General features: G+C 65.3%; 15 protein-coding genes and 1 other RNA gene. 10 read left to right on the top strand and 6 right to left on the bottom strand.

What is annotated here, in order from left to right; genetic code table 11:
- Positions 1-5 precede the first annotated feature (5 nt).
- Positions 6-665, bottom strand: coding sequence for a class I SAM-dependent methyltransferase (locus tag QFZ88_RS05235; RefSeq protein WP_024923461.1), 660 nt, complete (start codon positions 663-665; stop codon positions 6-8).
- Positions 665-1,909 (bottom strand): DUF3419 family protein, encoded by a 1,245-nt coding sequence (locus QFZ88_RS05230; RefSeq protein ID WP_024923460.1) that lies wholly within the window; start codon positions 1,907-1,909, stop codon positions 665-667. Before QFZ88_RS05230 ends, QFZ88_RS05235 begins: the two co-directional genes overlap by 1 nt.
- 155 nt (positions 1,910-2,064) lie before the next feature.
- Between QFZ88_RS05230 and QFZ88_RS05225 the strand changes: the two genes are divergently transcribed.
- Positions 2,065-2,454: a cupin domain-containing protein gene (locus QFZ88_RS05225; RefSeq protein ID WP_024923459.1), complete on the top strand. Its 390-nt coding sequence runs from the start codon at positions 2,065-2,067 to the stop codon at positions 2,452-2,454.
- Positions 2,455-2,466: 12 nt separating this feature from the next.
- On the opposite strand, the gene QFZ88_RS05220 is transcribed toward QFZ88_RS05225, so the two are convergent.
- Positions 2,467-6,111 carry a hydantoinase B/oxoprolinase family protein gene (locus QFZ88_RS05220; RefSeq protein ID WP_179654195.1) on the bottom strand — a complete coding sequence of 1,215 codons (3,645 nt, stop codon included), beginning with the start codon at positions 6,109-6,111 and terminating at the stop codon, positions 2,467-2,469.
- Positions 6,112-6,292: 181 nt separating this feature from the next.
- On the opposite strand from QFZ88_RS05220, the gene QFZ88_RS05215 reads away from it, so the two are divergent.
- Positions 6,293-6,526, top strand: coding sequence for a hypothetical protein (locus QFZ88_RS05215; protein ID WP_024923457.1), 234 nt, complete (start codon positions 6,293-6,295; stop codon positions 6,524-6,526).
- Positions 6,527-6,646: 120 nt separating this feature from the next.
- Here QFZ88_RS05215 and QFZ88_RS05210 read toward each other — a convergent pair whose 3' ends face one another.
- Together QFZ88_RS05210 and QFZ88_RS05205 are read right to left on the bottom strand one after the other, a co-directional pair.
- Entirely contained in the window at positions 6,647-6,952 is a 306-nt protein-coding gene (locus QFZ88_RS05210) for a hypothetical protein (protein ID WP_024923456.1), read from the bottom strand.
- Positions 6,953-6,957: 5 nt separating this feature from the next.
- On the bottom strand, positions 6,958-7,752 hold the full coding sequence (locus tag QFZ88_RS05205; protein ID WP_024923455.1) for a DUF899 domain-containing protein: 795 nt from the start codon (positions 7,750-7,752) through the stop codon (positions 6,958-6,960).
- A 119-nt stretch (positions 7,753-7,871) separates the two neighbouring features.
- Between QFZ88_RS05205 and QFZ88_RS05200 the strand changes: the two genes are divergently transcribed.
- From QFZ88_RS05200 to rnpB, 6 genes are all read left to right on the top strand, one after another.
- Positions 7,872-9,092, top strand: coding sequence for a hypothetical protein (locus QFZ88_RS05200; RefSeq protein ID WP_024923454.1), 1,221 nt, complete (start codon positions 7,872-7,874; stop codon positions 9,090-9,092).
- Positions 9,093-9,156: 64 nt separating this feature from the next.
- The gene (locus QFZ88_RS05195; protein WP_024923453.1) at positions 9,157-9,801 is read left to right on the top strand and encodes a PQQ-binding-like beta-propeller repeat protein; all 645 of its coding nucleotides are present in this window, start codon (positions 9,157-9,159) and stop codon (positions 9,799-9,801) included.
- Positions 9,802-9,890: 89 nt separating this feature from the next.
- Complete coding sequence (locus tag QFZ88_RS05190) at positions 9,891-10,610, top strand: J domain-containing protein (protein ID WP_024923452.1); 720 nt, start codon at positions 9,891-9,893, stop codon at positions 10,608-10,610.
- Entirely contained in the window at positions 10,607-11,371 is a 765-nt protein-coding gene (locus tag QFZ88_RS05185; RefSeq protein WP_024923451.1) for a peptidoglycan recognition protein family protein, read from the top strand. The genes QFZ88_RS05190 and QFZ88_RS05185 overlap by 4 nt, the downstream gene beginning before the upstream one ends.
- Before the next feature lie 186 nt (positions 11,372-11,557).
- Positions 11,558-12,322, top strand: a complete 765-nt coding sequence (locus QFZ88_RS05180) for a lytic transglycosylase domain-containing protein (protein ID WP_024923450.1) — start codon at positions 11,558-11,560, stop codon at positions 12,320-12,322.
- 80 nt (positions 12,323-12,402) lie between these two features.
- Positions 12,403-12,798, top strand: an RNA gene (gene rnpB / locus QFZ88_RS05175) — RNase P RNA component class A.
- A gap of 80 nt (positions 12,799-12,878) precedes the next feature.
- On the opposite strand, the gene QFZ88_RS05170 is transcribed toward rnpB, so the two are convergent.
- A complete protein-coding gene (locus tag QFZ88_RS05170) occupies positions 12,879-13,997 on the bottom strand; it encodes a cystathionine gamma-lyase (protein WP_024923449.1) in 1,119 nt (372 codons plus the stop codon).
- A 415-nt stretch (positions 13,998-14,412) separates the two neighbouring features.
- Between QFZ88_RS05170 and mraZ the strand changes: the two genes are divergently transcribed.
- Together mraZ and rsmH are read left to right on the top strand one after the other, a co-directional pair.
- The gene (mraZ, locus tag QFZ88_RS05165; RefSeq protein WP_024923448.1) at positions 14,413-14,871 is read left to right on the top strand and encodes a division/cell wall cluster transcriptional repressor MraZ; all 459 of its coding nucleotides are present in this window, start codon (positions 14,413-14,415) and stop codon (positions 14,869-14,871) included.
- Entirely contained in the window at positions 14,868-15,884 is a 1,017-nt protein-coding gene (gene rsmH / locus QFZ88_RS05160) for a 16S rRNA (cytosine(1402)-N(4))-methyltransferase RsmH (RefSeq protein WP_024923447.1), read from the top strand. The genes mraZ and rsmH overlap by 4 nt, the downstream gene beginning before the upstream one ends.

Here is a 15,884-nt window from a genome sequence, read left to right as displayed (position 1 = left end):
AGGGGTCAGCGTCGGGCTATCGCCAGCCATGCGTAGCCGCGATAAAGTCTTTCGAATGAAAGGCTTGCGCCGGCTTTGGCGGATTCCGATTCAAGCACTTCGTGCAGCGATTCACGCGGACTGACGTGGAATTTCCGCAGCCACGCCTGAAGCAGCGAGCGGAACCAGCCGGGCAGCTTTTCCTGCTGGCCGAAATCGACGACATGCAGCGATCCGCCGGGTGCCAGCGCGGCAAGCCCGGCGGCCACGGTCTTTTCCCAACTGGGGATCATCGACAGCGAATAGGACACGAAGACGCGGTCGAAATGCGCGACGCCGAACAGCGCCTGGGGATCGAAGTCGGTGGCATCCGCGCGGGCCAAAACAGCGCGGCCGGCGATACCGTCGCGAACGATCGCGGCCTGCGCGCTGTCCAGCATCTCGGCTGAGATGTCGAGGCCATAGAGACGGGCGTCAGGATAGTGTCGGGCGGTCAGCACAAGGTTGCGGCCGGTGCCGCAACCGAGTTCCAGCACACTGCCGCCGGCCGGCACGTCGAGACCGGCGATCAGCCGGTCGCGGCCGAGCAGATAATATTTGCGGGTCAGGTCATAGATGTGGCGCTGCCAGCGATAGACGCCGTCCATCAGTTCGGCATGATTGGCGGGAAGCTCCTGCGTGCTCATCAGCCGCGCTTCACGTAGAGGTGGAAGCCGCCATAGATCGCCGAGCGGTCGCGGGCGGAATAGTCGCGCGAGGCTTCGTCCTCGTAGTGCCACTGGTCGAGCAGGGAGGCGGAGACACGGCCCGGCAGCAGGCTGGGCTCGGCGGCGGTGCGGAAGATGACGCGCGCGCCGGGCGAGGCGGCGCGGGTGATCTCGGTCCACAGCGCGTTGAGCTGCTCGTCGGTCATCCAGTCCTGCGCGTCGAGCAGGATGAAGCGGTCGACCGTGCCGGCGTCCTTGCCGGCCAGGAATTCGATCATGTTGGCATGGTGGATGCCGACGCGGTCGACATTGGCCTTCAGCGTCGCGTGGTTTTCCTTTTCCAGATAGGCTGGCAGGGCTGCCTCGCCCGGATTGGGATAGCGGCGCGCGAAAGCCTGCCAGGCGAAATAATTGTCCTTCAGCGGGAAATCGCAAGCGAGCTTTTCGAGGCGCGCCTTCAGCACCGAGGCCATCGAGCCATCGCCGGAGGTGATGAGGGAATCGTATTGCGCCGGCGGGATGCCCAGGCCGAACAGCGAGGCCTTGCGCGAGGTTGCCCAGCGCAAAAGCTTGTTGTCGAAGACCGGCGCCAGCTTCTCGTCGAAGAAGCGGCGCTGCTCGGCGAGATCGGTGGCAGCCATGATGCCGGACGGATCGACGCCGAACAGGCGGCCGGCGCGATGGCCGGTGGCGATGAACAGGCCGAGCAGGCCGGTGCGGTAGAAATTGCGATTGAACACCTCGATGCGGCGGCGACCGCGCCAATTGCGCTTTTCCCAATAGTGGCGGCTGACCGGATCGAGATTGGGCGCGATGAAACGGTCATAGGCGGCGGAATTGTGCTCGGCGCCGGCCGCGCCGAAGAAGCGGAACAAATCGGCCTGCGTCGGCAGATCACGCACGGCGGTGAGCTTCATGCGGTTCAGCGCGATATGGGCCGCGTTGAGGTCGACGGCGTCGATTTTCGCCGGCGAGCGCGTGAGATAGGCCAGGATGTTGCAGCCGCCCGAGGCGATGGTGACGACGCGGTGGCCTTCGCCGAGCTGCATCGCCTCGATGTCGATATCGGGGTCTTCCCAGATCTGCGGGTAGACGAGACCGGAAAACAGCAGCGCGAACAGGCGCTCGGAAATGCCCGCCTTGGAGAGGGCGCGGTTCTGGTAGACCGCCTTTCCCACTTCCTTGCCGCGCCTGAAAACCAGTTCCGCAGAAACGTCCGACATGGCAAGGCGATTCCCCGTTTACATTGGGCGAAGCGCGTAGCGCAGCGGCATGACAGTGCGGTGACGCGGGGGTGACGGGCACATGACGCGGCGGAGTCGGCTTGCGCTCGGCGGCCGGCTTGTCCATTTTTCGGGGGCATAGATCGGAGACTTTTATGACTCGACGCGATTTCGACCCCACGACCGTCGTTCCGGACGGTCGTTCACCGGCGAAGGCCCGGCTTTTCGACGCCGCGCTGCCGGGTCCTTATCGCGGGTCTGTCAATGGCGAGACCTTGCCGACCGAGGTCACAATATTGACCTATGGCAACGATGAGCCCGGCACGGGGCCGGTGCTGCACATCCACCCCTATGACGAAATCTTCGTGGTCCAGCAGGGCCGCGCGCGCTTTTTCGTCGGCGACGAGGTGATCGACGCGGAGGCCGGCGACGTCGTGCTCGGACCGGCCGCCCTGCCGCACCGCTTCATCAATCTGGGGCCGGGGCGGCTGCAGACGCTCGACATCCACCTGTCGCCGAAGTGGATCCAGACCAACCTGGACTAGGGACGACGCGCTTCATCCCGCGCCATAGCCGCCCGGCGTCGGCGTCGTCACGATCACCGCCTCGCCTTTCTCCAGCACGGTCTGGTCGCAGGCTTTCAGCACATCGACGCGGCCGTCGAGGCGGCGCACCTTGGTCGAGCCCACTTCGCCGTCGCCGCCGCCATCGAGGCCTTGCGGCGGGCGCGAGCGGTGCGAGGAGAGGATCGCGCACTCCATCTTCTCCAGGAAACGGATCGAGCGGCGGGTGCCATCGCCGGCGCTCCAGCGACCCTTGCCGCCGGAGCCTTGGCGAATGCGGAAGTCCTCCAAAAGCACGGGGAAACGCAATTCGAGGATTTCCGGGTCGGTCAGGCGCGAATTGGTCATGTGGGTGTGTACGCCGGACGTGCCGGCAAAGCCGCGGCCGTCATTCATGCGCCCCGCCGGCGAGCCCGAGCAGATGGTCTCGTAGTATTGGTAGCGATCGTTGCCGAAAGTCAGGTTGTTCATCGTGCCCTGCGCGTTGGCCATGGCGCCCATGGCGCCGAACAGCGCGTTGGTGACGTGCTGCGAGGTCTCGACATTGCCAGCGACGACGGCGGCAGGGTAGGCCGGCTTGAGCATCGAGCCGTCCGGGATGACGATGGTGATCGGCCGCAAGCAGCCAGCGTTCATCGGGATGTTGTCCTCGACCATGACGCGGAAGGCGTAAAGCACGGCCGCCCGCGCCACCGGCTCCGGCGCGTTGAAATTGTTCTTCATCACCGGCGAGGTGCCGGTGAAGTCGACGGTGGCCTGGCGCCTGCCGCGGTCGATGGCGATGCTGACCTTGATGACCTGGCCGGTATCGGTGGCATAGGCATAGGCGGAACTGTCCGGCAGCCGGTCGAGCACGCGCCGCACGCTTTCGGCCGCATTGTCCTGGACATGGCCCATATAGGCTTCGACGACGTCGAGGCCGAAATGCTCGACCATGCGGCGCAGCTCGGCGACGCCCTTTTCGTTGGCGGCGATCTGTGCCTTGAGGTCGGCAACGTTCTGGGCGGGATTGCGGGCAGGGTAGCGATGGTCGGTCAGCAGGTGGACGAGTTCTGTCTCGCGGAATCGGCCTTGCTCGACCAGTCGGAAATTGTCGAACAGCACGCCTTCCTCGTCGACTGTGGTTGCCAGCGGGGTCATCGAACCGGGTGCCGTTCCGCCGACATCGGCATGGTGGCCGCGCGAGGCGGTCCAGAACAGGATGTTCTCCCGTGCGTCGTCGAACACCGGCGTCACCACGGTGATATCCGGCAGATGGGTGCCGCCATTGTAAGGGGCGTTGAGGGCGAAGACGTCGCCCGGCCGGATGTCGCCCTGGTTGAGGCGGATGATTGTTTCGACCGAGCGGTCCATCGAGCCCAGATGCACCGGCATGTGCGGGGCGTTGGCGACCAGCGCGCCGTTGCGATCGAAGACGGCGCAGGAGAAATCGAGCCGCTCCTTGATGTTGACCGAATAGGCGGTGTTCTGCAGCGTCACGCCCATCTGCTCGGCGATCGACATGAACAGGTTGTTGAACACCTCCAGCATGACCGGGTCGGCTTCGGTGCCGAGTGCCGCGCGGCGTTGCTTTTTCTCCGCGCGGCGCAAGAGCACATGGTTGCGCGCCGTGATCTCGGCCCGCCAGCCGGGTTCGACGACGATGGTCTGGTTCGGCTCGATGATCAAAGCGGGGCCGGCGACCTTGTTGCCGGCATTCATCGCCTCACGCCGGAGCATGCCGGCCTCGTGCCATTTACCCTCGCAATAGACCCGTCTGGTCTCTGGAGCTGCCGCGTCGATTTTCGCGAGCGGAGCACTGGCCTCGCCCAGGCCATTCCGGGCTTGTTCCCATCCCTCGACAGCGCCGGTTTCGACGATCATCGGCTTGTCGGCATAGACGAAGCCGAACTGCGCCTTGTGCATGGCCTCGAAATCGCGCTTCGCCGCCTCAATGGAGCCAGCGGAAAAATCGACCGGCAGAGCGGTGTCGGTGCCGTCATAGCGGATATGCAGCACCGGCCTCGTCTCGATGCCGGTTGCCGCGACGCCTTGCTCCGCAAGCTCGTTCACAACCGCCTCGCGCAGGGCAGCCAGCGCGTCCTCGATCTCAGCCAGCGCGCTCTCGGCAAGCGGCGCCAGCAACGCCTTTTGGCGCGATGCGAACACCGAGGACAGGCCGATGCCATAGGCTGACAGAAGGCCGGAAAGCGGATGGATCAGCACCGCCTCCATGCCGAGCGCATCGGCCACCAGGCAGGCATGCTGGCCGCCGGCGCCGCCGAAGCAGTTCAGCAGATATTCGGTGACGTCGTAGCCGCGCTGCACCGAAATCTTCTTGATGGCGTTGGCCATGTTTTCCACCGCGATGGTGACGAAGCCTTCGGCCACCGCCTCGGGGCTGCGGTCGTCGCCGATCTCCGTTGCCAGCGCGATAAATTTTGCCCGTACCGCCTCGGCATCCAGCGGCCGGTCTTGTCCAGGGCCGAAGATCGACGGGAAGAAATCGGGCTGCAGCTTGCCCAGCATGACATTGGCGTCGGTGACGGCGAGCGGGCCGCCGCGGCGATAGCTGGCGGGGCCGGGATTGGCGCCGGCGGAGTCCGGGCCGACGCGGAAGCGGCCGGCCTCGAAATGCAAGACCGAGCCGCCGCCGGCGGCGACGGTGTGGATGCGCATCATCGGTGCGCGGATGCGCACGCCGGCGACCTCGGTGTCGAAGGCGCGTTCGTAGTCGCCGTCATAATGGGCGACGTCGGTCGAGGTGCCGCCCATGTCGAAGCCGATGACTTTCTCGAAGCCGGCGAGCCGCGCGGTTTCCACCATGCCGACGACACCGCCGGCCGGGCCGGACAGCAGCGCGTCCTTGCCCTGGAACTTGTCGGCCGCGGTCAGGCCGCCCGAGGACATCATGAACGTCAGTCTCGGGCTCGCGGCCGAGCGCTCGCTGGGCTGTGCCGACACGATGCCCAGTTCGCCCGCCACCCGCTGCACGTAGCGCGACAGGATCGGCGACAGGTAGGCGTCGACCACTGTGGTATCGCCGCGCCCGACCAGCTTGATGAGCGGCGACACTTCGTGGCTCACCGAAACCTGCGAGAAGCCGGCTTTGTGGCAGACCTTGGCCACCGCCTTCTCATGCTCGGGATATTTCCAGGCATGCATGAAGACGATGGCGACAGCGTCGATGCCGTCGGCCTTGGCCTGTTCGATCGCCGGCTTGACATTGGCGATGTCGAGAAGCCGTTCCACGCAGCCGTCAGCGCGCACCCGCTCGTCCACCTCGACGACGCGCTCGTAGAGCTGTTCGGGCAGGATGATCTCCTTGGCGAAGATGTCGGGGCGCGCCTGATAGGCGATGCGCAACGCATCGCGAAAACCCTTGGTGATGAGCAGCAAGACGCGGTCGCCCTTGCGCTCCAGCAGCGCGTTGGTGGCGACCGTGGTGCCCATGCGCACCTCGCCGATGGCATCGGCCGGAATGGCCGTGCCGGGCGCGAGGCCGAGCAAGGTGCGAATGCCATGGATGGCGGCGTCGGGGTAGGCCTCCGGGTTTTCCGACAACAGCTTCATGGGATGGAGCGCACTGTCCGGTCCGCGCCCGATGACGTCGGTGAAGGTACCGCCGCGGTCGATCCAGAAGTCCCATTTTCCGTTCATCGACCGTCCTCTCGATGCCATTGCCCTCCCTGTTAGAGCCGATGGCGCGGCCCGGCAACGGCCGATCGCGTGGGTTCGGCTGTTACAGAGCGAAACGCAATGTGACGAAACGGATGCGCGTCTGCGGCATTGAACCGATGCCGCCCTTCACAAGGGGGTGAAGTTGCGAAGGAGAAAAGCGATGAAAAACCTCGTTCTTGCCTCGGTTTCGGCGTTGCTGTTGCTCGGTGTCGCCGCCTGCAGTGAAAACAGCGGCGGCGGCAGTGGTACCGGCACGGACAAGACCACGACGGAAAGCACGACGCCGCCTCCCGCCGACGTGCAGCCGATGAAGCCTGCGACCCCGCAGGCGCAGCCGCCAGCCGACAACACCATGAAGCCGGCGCAGCCGAACTCCACGGCACCGGCGCAATAAGCGCGGGAAGTCCTGGCTTGAAGCGGCCGGTCGATGCCGGCCGCGCAAAAACGAAGAAGGCCGGGCGTGTCCCGGCCTTTTTCTTGGTTTCTAGCGGTCAGTTGTCGAGACGTTCTGGTCTCAGACGGAAAATCCGCGATCCGGCCGGTCTGCATCGACCGACCTGCCAGCGCGGCCGGCAACGAGCCGCAGCCAGGGCGGCAGGTGGAAAGCGCTCATCAGCAGATACATCATCACCATGCCGTTGAGCGGCAGGGCGTCCGCCATGGAGGAGCAGATCATGTCCGCCCCTCCGGTGACGGCGCTGAGCAGCGCCATTGCAGCGAAGGTCGGCGTGGCAGCGAGGCAGAGCCAATCCGTGAAGCCTGCCGTTGCGCCGCGCGGCCCGTTGGGCGTGTTGCTTCCGGTTCGATCAAGCGCGAACATAGTCGTTACGCCCGACCGTATTCGTCGTTGCGGCGCCACCAGAAACCGGTTTCGTTGCGGCCTTTGGGAGCACGGTCCAGCCACTGATACATGCCCCAGATACCGTCCAGGCCACGCGAATAGGCGGAATAGGTGTGGTAGACCTGCCCGTCTTCCAACACGAAGGCGCTGAGGCCGGGCAGATCGCGCAAGAAGGTGGCAGCGTCGGTTCCGGTCGTGGCGGCAAACTGGGCGACCGGACTGTCGTCGTCGCGCGGCTGCGATTTGCTGTCGGTCAGTTCCGCTGCTGGTCCAGCCATCGCTGGCTCGCGGCGATAGTTGTAGTCGATGCCGGCGCGCTGCTGCTCTTCGCTGAACCAGACGCCGAAATCGCTGTTGAAATCGCTGCCGAAGGAGGAAGCCCAGTCGAAGCTCCATCCCATGCGCTGCCTGTAAGCGAGCAGCTTTTCCAGCGGTGCCCGCGAGATGGCGGTGAAGGCAACGTCATGGTTTTCGAGGTGCACGACGCTGCCGTTGACGCCGTCGGCGATCGAGGAGCAGGAGGGGCAACCGGCCTTGTAGTCGGGGCCGAACATGAAATGATAGACGAGCAGCTGCGAGCGGCCCTTGAAGAGGTCGACCAACGAGGCGCTGCCGGCGGCGGTGTCAAAGCGATAGTCCTTGTCGATCCGCACCCATGGCAGTTTTTGGCGCAGCTCGGCCAGTGCGTCGCTGCGCCGCGTCAATTCCTTTTCGGCCGCGAGCAGGTCGAGCCGCGCTTCGAGCCATTGTTTGCGCGTTCCTGTCACATGCATCGTCATCGAACGTCTCCTTGTGAACTCTCGGCGGACCGTCACTGGTCCGGCCGTTTGCTTCGGAATAGGATCAGGCTAAGCCCGGAGCGCGCGATGGCGGGAGTTACAAATTTGACGGGATTGCCATGGACTCGCTGATCACCGCGGCAGCCCGCGCTCTGGCGGCCGGTGATCCGCTTGGCGCCTTGAAGCGGGTCGGCCTGCGCGATGACGCGCCGGCGCTGGCTTTGCGCGGTATCACCATGGCGCAGCTTGGCGACTTCGCCCGGGCAAAGATGCTGCTCAAGAACGCGGCGCGTGCCTTTGGTCCGAAGGAAGCGGTGGCGCGCGCGCGTTGTGTCGTCGCCGAAGCCGAGATCGCGCTGGTCTCGCGCGACCTCGGCTGGCCGGTGAAGGCGCTCGATGCCGCCCGAGCGACGCTGGAAGCCCATGGTGATCGCGTCAACGCTGCTCACGCGCGCAATCTCGAAATCCGGCGCCTGCTGTTGATCGGCCGCCTCGACGAAGCCGAACGCCTGCTGACGGAAGCCGACGTCGGACCCTTGCCACCGGCGGCAAGGGCTTCGCGCGAGCTGGCGGCGGCCGGCATCGCGATCCGGCGCCTGCAGACCAGGGCTGCGCGGGCCGCTCTTGCGCGGGCCGGCGAGGCAGCGCGCCAGTCGGGCATCGGCGCGTTGATCGCCGAGGTGGAGAGCGCCGCCGTGGTGCTTGAGGCACCCGCCGCGCGGCTGATCGCCCATGGGCAGGCACGCCCCTTGCTGCTCGACGAGGTCGAGACGCTGCTGGCGTCCGGGTCGCTGGTGGTCGACGCCTGCCGCAACGTCGTGCGCGGCGGCGGCATCGTGGTGCCGCTGGCGACGCGCCCGGTGCTGTTCGCCCTTGTGCGCGAACTGGCTGAAGCGTGGCCGGGCGATGTGTCCCGAAGCACACTTCTGCTGCGTGCCTTTGGCGCGAAATATGCCGATGAATCGCATCGTGCGCGGCTGAGGGTCGAGATCGGTCGCCTGCGCGCGGAACTCAGGATGCTGGTCGAGGTGAACGCGACCAGCGAGGGTTTTGCGCTTGCGCCGCGCCGGTCCGCCGATGCGGTGGTGCTGGCACCGCCCGTCGAGGAGGAAAATGCGGCGGTGCTGGCTTTCCTGGCCGATGGCGAAGCCTGGTCGAGCTCGGCTCTGGCACTCGCGCTCGGCGCCAGCCCGCGCACGGTTCAGCGGGCGCTGGAGCAGTTGGCCGCGGCCGGCAAGGTCCACTCGTTCGGCCGTGGCCGGGCGGTTCGCTGGATGACGCCGCCGGTGCCGGGTTTCCCGACAGCCTTGTTACTCCCGGGACCGCTGCCGAGCGACTAGAGTGGCTTTGAAGGACAGGAGCCGCAGGGCTCCGTGCTCCAATATTGAAACACGAGGCTGAACCATGAAACGCACCGCCGCCGAAATCATCCGCGAATACGGTCCCTTTCCGGGCGTCGAAAAGGTGGCTGGCGTGACCTTCGATGGCCGCAATGTCTGGTTCGCCTCCGGCGACAGATTGAACGCGCTCGACCCGGCAAGCGGCGAAACCGTGCGCTCGATCGATGTTGCCGCGCATGCCGGAACTGCTTTCGATGGCCAGCATCTCTACCAGATCGCCGAGGACCGCATCCAGAAGATCGATCCAGCGAGCGGGCGCGTTCTGGCAACGATCCCGGCACCCGGCGGCGGTGGCGATTCCGGCCTTGCCTGGGCCGAGGGCTCGCTATGGGTGGGGCAGTATCGCGATTGCAAGATCCACCAGATCGATCCGGAGACGGGAACCATCCTGCGCACGATTTCCTCCAACCGCTTCGTCACCGGGGTGACCTGGGTGGACGGCGAACTCTGGCACGGCATGTGGGATGGCGAGGAGAGTGAGGTCCGGCGTGTCGATCCGAAGACCGGAGAGGTGCTGGAACGGCTGGAGTTGCCGGCCGGCTCAGGCGTTTCCGGGCTTGAATCCGACGGCGGTGACCGCTTCTTCTGCGGCGGCGGCCACTCCAGCAAGATAAGGGCGGTGCGCCGGCCGAACCGGACGGCCGCCTAGGGCGTTATCGCTCAAACGGCTTTCGCCGAACCGGCCCATGACGCGATCGTGCCTTGATAGCGCCATGCGCTTGGTTCTAAGAGAAGCGCATGTCGATTTGGGACCGCATTGGTGATTTCATCGCCCGCCTTTCCGCCTCCGCCACGGCTGGCATCGCCGAGGTGGTCGAGGCCGTGCGCACGGTGTTTTCCGGCGACGCGGAACTGCGCCGGCGCGTCTCGTTCTCGGTGGCGATGATCGCGCTGTCGGCCAAGATGGCCAAGGCCGACGGCGTCGTCACCCAGGACGAAATCCGCGCTTTCCGCGAGATTTTCGAAGTGCCGCCGGAAGAGACGCATAATGTGGCGCGGCTCTACGATCTGGCCAAGCAGGACGTTGCCGGCTTCGAGGCCTATGCCGAGAAGATGGCGGGGCTGTGCGGCTCCGGCCACGCCAACTGCATGATGCTGGAAGATATTCTCGACGGTCTCTTCCACATCGCCACCGCCGACGGCGTTTTGCATGAGCGGGAAGGGCAGTTCCTGCACCGGGTCGCCGAAATCTTCCGCATCGAGGACGTGCATTACCAGCGTATCATGGCGCGGCATGTGCATCTTGGCGCCGACGACCCCTATGTCGTGCTCGGCATCGAGCGCGGCCAGCCCTTCACCGAGGTGAAGAAGCGCTACCGCAAGCTGGTGTCCGAAAACCACCCGGACCGGCTGATCGCGCGCGGCCTGCCGCAGGAATTCATCAAGATCGCGACGACGCGTGTTGCCGCGATCAACGCGGCCTACGAGTTGATCGAACGGGACCTCGCCCCGGCATGAGCGGCTTTTCGCCCGACCATGCCGGAGCAGACGTCAGGGTATCGCCCAATTTCGGCCCGCGCCGCGGACCGTTCCGGCCAGACATGATCGTGCTGCACTATACGGGCATGGCGAGCGGAGAAGGCGCCGAAGCCTGGTTGTGCGACCCGGCGAGCGAGGTGTCGTCGCATTATCTGGTGCACAAGGACGGGCGGATCGTGCAGATGGTGCGCGAAAGCGACCGTGCGTGGCACGCGGGCAAGAGTTTCTGGCGCGGCCATGCCGACATCAACTCGGCTTCCGTTGGTATCGAGATCGTCAATCCCGGCCATTCCCTGGATTATCCGCCTTATCCGAAGCGGCAGATCGAGGCGGTGATCGGGCTTTGCGCCGGGATTGTGGCTCGCCACGGCGTCGTGCCGGAACGTATTCTGGCGCATTCGGATGTGGCACCCGGTCGCAAGGTCGATCCCGGCGAAAGGTTTCCGTGGAAGGCGCTGCATGCTGCCGGCATCGGCCATCTGGTGCCCGCGGCGCCGATCCGGCAAGGGGCGGCATTGCGCGAAGGCGACCAGGGCGCTCAGGTCGAGGAATTGCAGTCGCTGCTGGCGCTTTACGGCTATGGTCTTGGAATCACGAGGATTTTCGACCCCGCCACGCGGATCGCGGTAGAGGCCTTCCAGCGTCATTTCCGGCCGCGCCTCGTCGACGGCGTCGCCGATGGCTCGACGATCAGGACGTTGAAGCGGCTGGTTGCTTCCGCGGCGGCAAGTCTAGCCTGACCATCGTTGCGCTTCCGTTTAATATTACAATTTGTAATATGAATTGAATTGCCCGGCCTTCATTGCCGCCAAATCGGGTTTCAAAGGCAAGTCCACACCAATGCCGGACTATTGCCAAGGCTAGTTCGTCATTCATGACAGGATGTAGCGCGAAGTTCTTCGCGCGGCCAAGAAAAACAGGATCGTATGCAAAAACCGTTCGTTGTAGCGGCAGCCTTTGCTGCCGGGATGATTTCTATTGCCTTCACGTCGCAGGATAGCGCCGCGGCCAGTCCAAGGGCTGACCAGACCGCCCCAGCCGCCAATCAGACGATAGCCAAGCCGGCCAAGGCCAAGCAGGTCGTGGCGCGCTCCAAGACCGCTGCCGAGCCGTGCCCCTATCTGTTCGGCTGCGCGAAGGACAACAAGACCGCGTCGAACACCAAGGCCGGCAAGACGGTCAAGGTCGCCAAGGGCGACAGGGTCAGCAAGGGCGACAGGGTCGGCAAGGCCAGGAGGAAAGTGATGGTCGACATGACGACCACAGCCTCGATCGCGCCGCGCACCACCAAGCCTTATTACGCCGGTGGAACCGACGTGCGTTATTCCGATATCGTCGCCCGCTATGCCGCCAGCTACGGCGTGCCGGCCAGGCTGGCGCATGCCGTCATCAAGGTCGAAAGCAACTACCGGCCCGGTATGGTCGGCAGCGCCGGCGAGATCGGCCTGATGCAGATCAAGCCTGCCACCGCGCGCATGATGGGCTACAGCGGCTCGGCCAACGGGCTGCACAACCCCGAGACCAACATCAAATACGGCATGAAGTATCTGGCGATGGCGCAGGAGCTCAGCGGCGGCACCACCTGCGGCACCATTCTCAAATACAATGCCGGCCATGCCGCCAAGCGCATGAACCCGATCTCGGCGGCCTATTGCCGGAAGGTGCAGGCGCAGCTCGGCGGCGCCAGCTAAGCACGATCTCCTTGGGACCCATTTGAGCCGGCTGCGGTTTTCGTTTGCCTTTTCGCTTGCGAATGCCTTTATACGCCCTGCCAGCCGGCCGGGCGGCCGCACCAGCAAGAGCCGAAAGGCTGCGGGTGAGGAAAGTCCGGGCTCCATGGAGACACGGTGCCGGTTAATGGCCGGCGGGGGCGACCCCAGGGAAAGTGCCACAGAAAGCAAACCGCCGCGGTTCTCCGCGGCAAGGGTGAAAGGGTGGGGTAAGAGCCCACCGCGCGACCGGCAACGGGAGCGGCAGGGCAAACCCCACCGGGAGCAAAACCGAATAGGGGCGGTACGAGGGGAAACCCTCAGGGCTGTTTCCGGCCCACCGCCCGGGTAGGTTGCGTGAGGCGTATGGCAACATGCGCCCAAGATGAATGGCCGCCACGTTCCGCTCCGCAAGGGGCGGGGCCATACAGAACCCGGCTTATAGGCCGGCTGGCATTTTTCTCAGGATTTCAGTGGCTTCGGGCGACTTGATCGGATTTCGATTCAGGTCGTTCGGAGTTTGATTCAGCCGCGCCGCCTAAGCCGCCGCAATCCTGTCCAGCGATGCCTTGATCGCAGCCCACAAATCCTCCGCCGGCTCGCAGCCGATCGCCAGCCTGACGAAACCGGGCGGCACGGCGTCGCCGCGCTTGGTGCGGCGCTCGGCCGAGGTGTGGACCCCGCCGAAGGAGGTGGCGGCGGCCATCAGTTCGCAGCCATTGATGAAATTCTCGGCCTCGTCTTCCGACCCGAGCACGAAGCTGATGAGGAAGCCGAAGCGCTCCATCTGCGTGCTGGCAAGGTTGTGCGACGGGTCGCCGATGAGACCGGGAAAGCGGAGCGCCTTGACCGCCGGATGCGCCTTGATGCGCGGCGCGATCAGCTCTGCCGATGTACACATGCGGTCGAAACGCACATCGAGCGTCTCCAGCCCGCGATGCAGCAGCCAGGCGTCGAAGGGGCTCGGAATGCTGCCCGAAGTGGTGCGCCATTCCTTCACGGCCGCCATGACGTCAGCGTTGCGGCTGGCGACATGGCCGGCCAGCACGTCGGAATGGCCGTTCGGCGCCTTGGTGTCGGCCGCCACGACGATGTCGGCGCCGAGGTCGAGCGGGCGCTGGCCGAAGGGCGTCATGGTGGTGTTGTCGACGATAAGCAGGCCGCCGGCCTTGTGGATCGCTTCGGCGGCGGCCGCGATGTCGCAGATATCCAGCATCGGATTGGAAGGGCTTTCGACGAAGACCAGCCGGTAGCCGTCAAAACCGCCGTCGAGGAAGGAGGCTGTCGGGCGGGTGTCGAAATGGACCCCGAAGGCGCGCAGGAAGCGATCAGCCAGGATGCGTGTGGTGTGGTAGCCGTCGGTCGGCAAGAGGATGCGGTCGCCGGTTTTCAGAAGCGCGAAGAACGCCGCGGAAATCGCCGCCATGCCCGACGGGAAGGCAAGGGCCGGCGCGTTCTCCAGATAAGACAGCATCTCTTCGGTTCCATCCCAGGTCGGGTTCGAGAACCGGCCATATTGATGGAAGCCGGTCGAATCGCCGGGCGCATGGAAGGTGGATGCCATCGTCAGCGGTAGGGGAATGGAATCGCCCTTGGACAGACCGTCGCGCCTGAGATGAAGGAGCCCGGCGGCGCGGGAGGGAGCTGTTTCGGACATGGCGGATCTCGGGAAAAGGTCTCTGGAGAGGGTTGGAAAGCGTCGAAGCGGCGCTCGGGCGAGCATTTCAAACGCTATGCCTCGCTGCTTGCCGGGGCAAGGGCGGAGCCACTCTTAAACACTTCGTTAGGCTTAATGGAGGATAAATACGGCAGTGCCCGCAATGTCACCTTCTAAGGGGTTTGTGAAGCCTGTTCCCGTTGACGCCCATGATACCCCATGATATCCCATCTCGCTAATCAAGCCTTCGTTTCGTGTCAGGGTGAAGCGTACGCCGAACGGCCAACCGCGTCGGCTGTGCGTGTGTCGTTTTTCGCTCCGTCCGGCGCGGTGGGCCTGGTGAAGGGGCCGTGCCGCGGCGGCATGGCTGCGAGGATGTTGAGAGGTGCAGCGGCGCAAGCGGCTGTAGCGCGTCATGGACCGTTTTCTATCAAGCGCGGTGAACCGGATCGACGCCAAGGGGCGCGTCTCGGTGCCTGCGCATTTCCGCACGGTCCTGCAGAAACGCGGCTATTCGGAACTCTATGCACTGCGCTGCCTGGACCAGGCGGCGATGGATGTCGGCGGGCTCGATCTGCTCGACCGTTACGAGCAACGCATTGCGCAGGAGGATCCGTTCCTGCAGACGGCGGACGACATGTCCTTCTTCTGCCATGGCGACGGCACCTTCCTGAAGCTGGATCAGGATGGGCGCGTCACGTTGACCGATTTCATTCGCGAGCATACCGGAATAACAACCGAAGTGGCCTTCGTGGGGAGGGGCAGTTTTTTCCAGATATGGGAGCCGGGACGGCTGGCCGCCTATGGGGCGGCCGCGCGGTCCAGGCTCTTGCATCTTCGGCAGGGGACGAAGCCAGGGGAGCGGCCGGAATGACGGCGGGCCACGGCGATGATCTCCACGCCGCTGGCGGACCGGCCCGCCACATTCCGGTCCTCCTCGCCGAGGTCGTCGAGGCACTGGCGCCGCAGCGCGGCGAGGTGATCGTCGACGGCACTTTCGGCGCGGGCGGTTACACCAGGGCGGTTCTAGACAGCGGCGCATCGGTGATTGCCATCGACCGCGATCCGGACGCGATTTCAGCGGGCAGGGCGCTTGAACAGCAGGCCGACGGCAGGCTCCGCCTCGTCCATGCGCCTTTTTCGACGCTCGACCAGCATGCCGAGGGCGTCGACGGCGTCGTGCTTGACATCGGCGTTTCGTCCATGCAGCTCGACCAGGCCGAACGCGGGTTTTCCTTCCGTTTCGACGGTCCGCTCGACATGCGCATGGCGCAGTCGGGGATGAGCGCCGCCGACGTGGTCAACACCTTCAAGGCGGGCGACCTTGCCCGCATCTTCGGCTTTCTCGGCGAGGAGCGCCATTCGGGCCGCATTGCCCGCATGATCGAGACGCGGCGCGAGAAGAAGCCGTTCGAGCGCACGCTCGATCTCGCCGACGCCATCGAAACCCATATCGGCCGCAAGCCGGGCGACAAGATCCACCCGGCGACGCGGGTGTTCCAGGCGCTGCGCATCTTCGTCAATGACGAGCTTGGCGAACTGGCCATGGCACTGATCGCCGCCGAGCGGGTGCTCAGGCCCGGCGGGCGGCTCGTCGTCGTCACCTTTCATTCGCTGGAAGACCGCATCGTCAAGCGCTTCATCGCCGACCGCTCCGAACAGGCGGCCGGCTCGCGCCATATGCCGGAGACGCAGATCCGCACCGCCACGTTCCGCAAGGCGGGCGGCGGCGTGACGGCGGGCGAGGCCGAGCTTGCCGCCAATCCGCGCGCGCGTTCGGCCAGGCTGCGCGCCGCGATCCGCACCGAGGCGCCGGCCCGCGCGGGCGACCTGTCCATCTTCGGCCTTCCAAAACTTCCCGGCGTCAGCAAGCCGGGCGAGAGGTGA

The organism is Mesorhizobium sp. YL-MeA3-2017 (genome assembly GCF_030814575.1).
In the GTDB taxonomy this organism is placed as follows: Bacteria; Pseudomonadota; Alphaproteobacteria; order Rhizobiales; family Rhizobiaceae; genus Mesorhizobium; species Mesorhizobium terrae.
Note: the sequence above shows the minus strand (reverse complement) of the source record. Positions and strands in the feature narration are given on the sequence as shown.

What these genes read in the sequence shown, in the direction of transcription:
- QFZ88_RS05170 (WP_024923449.1), bottom strand. Translation starts at nt 13,997, where the DNA reads ATGTCCGAAACAGCTCCCTCCCGCGCCGCCGGGCTCCTTCATCTCAGG.
- QFZ88_RS05215 (WP_024923457.1), top strand. Translation starts at nt 6,293, where the DNA reads ATGAAAAACCTCGTTCTTGCCTCGGTTTCGGCGTTGCTGTTGCTCGGT.
- QFZ88_RS05190 (WP_024923452.1), top strand. Translation starts at nt 9,891, where the DNA reads ATGTCGATTTGGGACCGCATTGGTGATTTCATCGCCCGCCTTTCCGCC.
- QFZ88_RS05180 (WP_024923450.1), top strand. Translation starts at nt 11,558, where the DNA reads ATGCAAAAACCGTTCGTTGTAGCGGCAGCCTTTGCTGCCGGGATGATT.
- QFZ88_RS05225 (WP_024923459.1), top strand. Translation starts at nt 2,065, where the DNA reads ATGACTCGACGCGATTTCGACCCCACGACCGTCGTTCCGGACGGTCGT.
- mraZ (WP_024923448.1), top strand. Translation starts at nt 14,413, where the DNA reads ATGGACCGTTTTCTATCAAGCGCGGTGAACCGGATCGACGCCAAGGGG.
- QFZ88_RS05205 (WP_024923455.1), bottom strand. Translation starts at nt 7,752, where the DNA reads ATGACGATGCATGTGACAGGAACGCGCAAACAATGGCTCGAAGCGCGG.
- QFZ88_RS05195 (WP_024923453.1), top strand. Translation starts at nt 9,157, where the DNA reads ATGAAACGCACCGCCGCCGAAATCATCCGCGAATACGGTCCCTTTCCG.
- QFZ88_RS05230 (WP_024923460.1), bottom strand. Translation starts at nt 1,909, where the DNA reads ATGTCGGACGTTTCTGCGGAACTGGTTTTCAGGCGCGGCAAGGAAGTG.
- QFZ88_RS05220 (WP_179654195.1), bottom strand. Translation starts at nt 6,111, where the DNA reads ATGAACGGAAAATGGGACTTCTGGATCGACCGCGGCGGTACCTTCACC.
- QFZ88_RS05185 (WP_024923451.1), top strand. Translation starts at nt 10,607, where the DNA reads ATGAGCGGCTTTTCGCCCGACCATGCCGGAGCAGACGTCAGGGTATCG.
- rsmH (WP_024923447.1), top strand. Translation starts at nt 14,868, where the DNA reads ATGACGGCGGGCCACGGCGATGATCTCCACGCCGCTGGCGGACCGGCC.
- QFZ88_RS05200 (WP_024923454.1), top strand. Translation starts at nt 7,872, where the DNA reads ATGGACTCGCTGATCACCGCGGCAGCCCGCGCTCTGGCGGCCGGTGAT.
- QFZ88_RS05235 (WP_024923461.1), bottom strand. Translation starts at nt 665, where the DNA reads ATGAGCACGCAGGAGCTTCCCGCCAATCATGCCGAACTGATGGACGGC.
- QFZ88_RS05210 (WP_024923456.1), bottom strand. Translation starts at nt 6,952, where the DNA reads ATGTTCGCGCTTGATCGAACCGGAAGCAACACGCCCAACGGGCCGCGC.